The following is a 6,260-nucleotide window of genomic DNA, read 5'->3' on the forward strand; positions in this document are numbered from 1 at the left end:
GGGTGTGGGGGCAAAGCCACCACAAACAAAAAACTTAAAAAATACTTTTTGGAAAATTTAAAAATTTTCAGTATATCTTCAATAATTTTATTTTATAAATTATTATTCATTTAATCAATTTAATAAATATTAATAAATTTATATTTAAATTTTAGAAATTTATTTCAGAACAATTGACAAAATACAGCTATATTGTATAATTATAGAAAAATTGTTCAGAATATTTGTTCTAATACTGTAAATAAGATTAATTTTGGAGTTTATTAATATTTATGAATAAAGATAATATTTTTTCTAAATCATTATTATTTGCAGGTGCATTAAGTTCATCAATGATAAGTGTAAGCTGTAATGATAATAATTCGGCGGCTGATAATAGTGTAGTTTTAGCTAATAATAATATAGAAAAGCCCAATATTGTTTATATAGTTATAGATGATATGGGCTTTTCGGACTTAGGCTGTTACGGTTCAAAGATAAGCACGCCTAATATAGATAAGCTAGCAGAAAACGGACTTCGCTATAATAATTTTTGTGTTACTCCTTTAAGTTCACCTACAAGAGCAGCACTTTTAAGCGGAAGAAATTCTCATTCTGTAGGTATGGGAAGGCTTGCTAATTATACTTTAAATGCTCCTCATTCTACAGCACAAATAACAAATACAGCAGCTTTAACACCAAGAGTACTTAAAGATAATAATTATAATACTTATGCGGTAGGTAAATGGCATGTGGCTCCTCTATGGGAAACCAGCAGCATAGGACCTTATAATAATTGGCCTTTAGGAAGAGGATTCGATAAGTTCTACGGATTTATGGACGGAGAAACTGATCAATTTAATCCTGAACTTGTTGATGGAAATACTCATGTTGATACTGTATATGATGATAATTATCATTTGACAGAAGATATTACAGACAGAGCTATTTATTATATTAAAAGCCATAAATCAATATCAAAAGAAAAACCTTTCATGCTTTACTATGCAACAGGTGCAGCACATTCACCTCATCAGGTACCGGAAGAATATGTTAAGAAGTATGAGAATGTTTATAATGTAGGCTGGGATAAAATAAGAGAGTCGAGATTAAAAAAACAAAAAGAATTAGGTATAGTACCAATGGATGCAGAACTTTCTCCATTGAATGAAAATGTTAAGCCTTGGAATGAACTTGATGAAGATACAAATAGATTATTTATAGAATATGAAAAACATTATGCCGCTTTCATAGAACATACTGATGCACAAATAGGAAGATTAATAAAAGCATTGGAAGATATGGGAGAGCTTGATAATACTGTAATATTCTTAATAGCTGATAATGGCCCTTCTCCATCTGGAAAAGCTACAGGAACTTTGAATACTGTTAATATAAAAAATGGTATTATGTCAGATATAGAAAAAGATGTTAAGAGAATAAATGAATTTTCTAAATTAGCACCTAATTATCCTCAAGGCTGGGCACAGGTTTCTGCTACTCCTTTTAGATATTATAAAGAAAGTGCAAATTATTTAGGCGGTATAAGAGTACCTTTAATAATACATTATCCTAAAGGTATTGATAAATCACAAAATGGAAGCATAAGAACACAATTTAGTTTCGTTACAGATATAGCAAAAACTGTATTGGACATTACAGGCATAAAAGAACCTAAAACAGTTGATGGTATAGAACAAATGCCTTTGCATGGATATAGTTTAGTTCCTACTTTCAATGATGCAAATGCTGATACTAAAAGAACTGCTCAGTATTTTGAACTTTATGGAAATAGGGGCTTATATGATAATGGATACTTCTTATCAATTTCTCATAAAAAGGGTGATAGTTTTGATAATGATAATTTTGCTCTTTATGATTTGAATACCGATTTCTCTCAGCTTAAAGATATTTCAAAAGAAAATGAGAGCAAATTAAAAGAGATGAAAAACTTATGGGATAAAGAGGCAGAAAAATACAAAGTTAATCCTCTTGATGATAGAGTGCATGTTGAACTAATAGCTAAGCAATTAAGTGCGAATATAGAAAAGAAAAACTCTTTAACATTATATCCAAATACATCAAGTATAAATGTTAATATATCAGCTATACCTACAGCATTAAACCGTTCTTATGATATAACAGCTTATTTAAATAGAAAATCATCAGCAGAGGAAGGCGTATTATTGGCATTTGGTAATCATTACGGAGGATATTCATTATATATAATAAATAATAAATTAAATTATGAATATATATACGATGACGCAAAATATCATATAGAATTAAATGAGCCTTTGCCTTTAGGTGAGTTAGTTATAAAAGTGAAATACATAAAAACTGGTAAGGATTCAGGAGGGGCTTCATTATTAGTAAATGATAAAGAAGTCGGAAAACTCGTATTACCTAAAGTATATCCTATGACAGCAAATACAACAGACGGAATGTCAGTTGGAAGAGATTTACAAGGCAATGTAAGCGATAGATATGAAGGCAGAGGACATTTTGAATACAGCGGAGATTTAGAGAAAGTAACAGTTGAAGGACATAATGATTATAACAAAATAGCTATATAATTAGTATTTGTAAATTATTTTGTTGTTCTTTTTCCCCGCTGCACAACATACCTAAAAGGCACTTCCTTCGGTTGCAGGCGGACTTCGTCAAAGAACCTTATATCCTCGAAAGTGCAAATGTAAAATTAGTACTAAATCATACTAAAATTATTTTATATGTAATATAATTTATCAATTTAAGCTAAAATATAGCCTTTTTGCTTCTTTGTGGCACGCCAAAGGCACTCCCTTCGGTCGCAAAAGAAGTGGGGTGCTGCATAGCACACAGAGTGGTGGGCAAAGCCCTGCAGACATTTAAAATTAAAAAAAATCATTTTTGATAAAATATAGTTGTTTAGATATATATAAAAAATACGGAATTGTAAGGAGAATAAAATAGTATATGAAGAAAAACAATAATAATTTAAAAAAAGGTTTCTGTATAGGCTCATCTGTACTCATAGCGGCATCTGCAGTATCATGTTCAACTGAAACTCAATCAGAGAAGCCTAATATTGTTTATATAGTATTAGATGATATGGGATTCGGTGATTTAGGCTGTTATGGTTCAAGCATATCCACACCGAATATTGATGCTTTGGCTCAAAATGGTATAAGGTATGTTAATTATTTTACTTCTCCATTAAGTTCGCCAAGCAGAGCATCACTTCTTACAGGGTGCGAAGCCAATAAGGTTGGAATGGGAGTTGTAAGCGATGTTGATTTCGGAGAATTAGCACCTAATATGGCAGGAAGAATAAAGCCGGAACATGCCCCTATCACTCATACTTTAAAAGCAAACGGATATAATACTTATGCTATAGGTAAATGGCATTTAGGCCCTTATGATGAGTTTACACCGGATGGAGATAAATATCATTGACCTTCAGGAAAGGGATTCGATAAGAATTATAATTTTATAGCAGGACAGGCTAATCAATTTCAGCCGGGCGGTATTATAGAAGGCGATGAGTTTATAGTTCCGGATACTTCAGATCCTGATTATCATTTGAGTAAAGATATAGTTGATAGAACATTAAAATATATTGATGAATCTAAGAATGAGCCATTCTTCGCTTATGTGGCATTCGGTGCTATGCATGGCCCTTTTAATGTTGCTAAAAAATATATAGACAAATATAAAGGCAAATTTGATCATGGCTGGGACGTTGAAAGACAAAAGATATTTGAAAGACAAAAAGAATTAGGTATAATGCCAGCCGATGCAATATTGTCGGAAAGAAATGAAGATGTACCTGCTTGGGATAGTTTGACAGAAAAAGAAAAAGCAGTTGCTATAAGACATATGGAAACTTATGCAGGCTTTTTAGAACATACTGATGAACAAATAGGACGCTTAATTTCAGAAATGAAAAAAAGAGGCGTATATGATAATACTATATTTATAGTAGTTTCAGATAATGGAGCAAATTATAATGGAGGAAGAACCGGAAGTTTAATGGCTCATGCTAATGAAAACTTATATGTTCATGATATAGATACTCAATACAATTTGATAGATGAGTTTGGAAGTGCTGTATACGGAACAGAATATAACAGCGGTTGGGCTAATGTTTCAAATACTCCATTAAGATATTTTAAAACTAAAGCACATTACGGCGGAGTTAAAACTTTCTGTATAGCTTCTTGGGTTAATGGAATAGTTGATAAAGGCAGAATTTCAAAAGATATGATAGCTGTATTTGATATAACTCCTACCATGCTTGATATTATAGGAGCAGAACCTTTAAGTCAAGTTAACGGAGTTGATCAGGAAAAAATGCAGGGTATATCTTTTAAAGAAAGTTTTGAAAGTTCTGAACATATAACTAATCCTAGAAAAGAAATAGCTTTAATGATGATGCTTGACAGAACCTATGCAGACGGAAGCGGATACATTATAGTGACTAATCCTAAAACTCAGGAATGGGAATTGTATGATATAAATAATGACCCTACTCAAATGAAAAACTTAGCTTCTTCTATGCCGGATAAAGTAAAAGAAATGGCTTTGAAGTATGAAACAGTAAGAAGAGAATTCCATGACTCAGAAAATTTACTTATGGATATAGTTCATAAAACAAGTCCTGAAACATTAACAAAACGTTACGGACAATTAGCTTCAGATGTGCTTACTTCTATGCAGACAGGAAAAGCAGTATCAAAAGATGCTGAAGAATATATGAGATTATACAGATTCTTTAGCTTTGTTCCTAAAGGTATAGGATATGCTGGTGTAGGTTCAGTTTGGTACCGACCTCCTTCATCAAAACTTAGAGCAACAAATTATACTTATAAAAAAGAAGATGGATATTTCTTCTCATTATCAGCAGCACATACAGGATCAGTTTCTCATAAAATAAATGTTGATGTAGAAGTTCCTAATAAAGCTTCTGGTGTTATATATGCAAATGGCGGTTTAGACGGCGGTTATGCATTATATGTAAATGATGATGGTAATTTAGTATATGAATACAATCATTTAGGAGAAAGACAAAAAGTTATATCTCCTTCAAAACTTGAATCAGGAAAGCATAATATAGTTATGGACTATAAAAAAGATGATGTAAACAGCGGAGTAATTGATATGATTATAGATGGAAATGTTGTTTCTTCTTCAGATATAAATACTTTGCCTATAATGATTTCTTATGACTATTTCAGTATTGGGGAAGATGTAGGCTCTAAAGTAAGTTTAGACTATAAAGATAATTATGCATTTAATGGAAAAGTAGATGAAGTAAATATTAGTTTAGGTGATGATTTATTAGAATAGCCCTTTTTTATTATTGTTTTAGTAGGAGGGATTAATTTTATCCCTCCTAATTATAATACTAGAAATGAATGCTTAATAATTTTTCTTATTGTTTTTTTATTTTAAAACCGCATGTTTTTCAATTATGAGGCATGCGGATTTAATTTTATTGTTATAGTTGAAAATATTAAATGGAGATTATATGAATAAAGGTTATCATTTAATGGCTAAGCCTTTCGGCCCTTATGTAATATAAAATGTGAATATTGTTTTTATTTAGAGAAAAAATCATTATTTCAAAGTACTGAAAAATATAAAATGTCTTATGAAGTGCTAGAAAATTATATAAAAAAATATATAGAAACGCAGGATATACCGGAAATAAGTTTTGTGTGGCAGGGTGGGGAGCCTACTCTTGCTTCTTTGTATTTTTATAAAGATGTTGTAAAGCTTCAGAAAAAATATGCAGGCAATAAAAATATTACTAATTCATTACAAACTAACGGACTTTTAATAGATGATGATTGGTGTAAGTTCTTAAAAGAGAATAATTTTCTTGTTGGCTTAAGTTTAGATGGAAATAAAGATATACATGATAAATACAGAAAAGATATTTTTGGAAATGGTACTTTTGACAGAGTTTTTAATTCTTTGAAACTGCTTCAGGACTATAATATAGATTTTAATGTTTTAGCTTCTGTAAGCAGATACTCTTCTAAATATCCTTTGGAAATATATAACTTCTTCAAAGAAAATAAAATTAAATATATACAATTTTCTCCTATAGTAGAAAGGCTTCCAGATGAAGAAGCTAAAAAACTTTCTCTGACTCATTCTATACCTAACAGCAATTCAAATGAAAAAGTTACTGATTATTCTGTTGAGCCTGAGAGTTACGGTGATTTTTTAATATCTATTTTTGATGAATGGGTTAAAAAAGATGTTGGAGAAATATTTGTTATGAACTTTGA

3 protein-coding genes and 1 pseudogene are annotated in these 6,260 nt (G+C 30.8%); all 4 read left to right on the forward strand.

Annotated elements, in window-relative coordinates; genetic code table 11:
* The first annotated feature begins 272 nt into the window (after window positions 1–272).
* Entirely contained in the window at window positions 273–2,555 is a 2,283-nt protein-coding gene (locus R4K56_RS14240) for an arylsulfatase (protein WP_335772463.1), read from the forward strand.
* A gap of 382 nt (window positions 2,556–2,937) precedes the next feature.
* Window positions 2,938–4,260 (forward strand): annotated as a pseudogene (locus tag R4K56_RS14795) (arylsulfatase); the annotation flags it as partial.
* A gap of 456 nt (window positions 4,261–4,716) precedes the next feature.
* The gene (locus tag R4K56_RS14800; protein ID WP_418233764.1) at window positions 4,717–5,310 is read left to right on the forward strand and encodes a LamG-like jellyroll fold domain-containing protein; all 594 of its coding nucleotides are present in this window, start codon (window positions 4,717–4,719) and stop codon (window positions 5,308–5,310) included.
* A gap of 231 nt (window positions 5,311–5,541) precedes the next feature.
* Window positions 5,542–6,260: radical SAM protein (locus tag R4K56_RS14250; RefSeq protein WP_335786927.1), on the forward strand; the 719-nt coding region annotated here is incomplete at its 3' end.

The sequence above is a fragment of the Brachyspira pulli genome (assembly GCF_036997785.1).
Taxonomy (GTDB): Bacteria; Spirochaetota; Brachyspiria; order Brachyspirales; family Brachyspiraceae; genus Brachyspira; species Brachyspira pulli.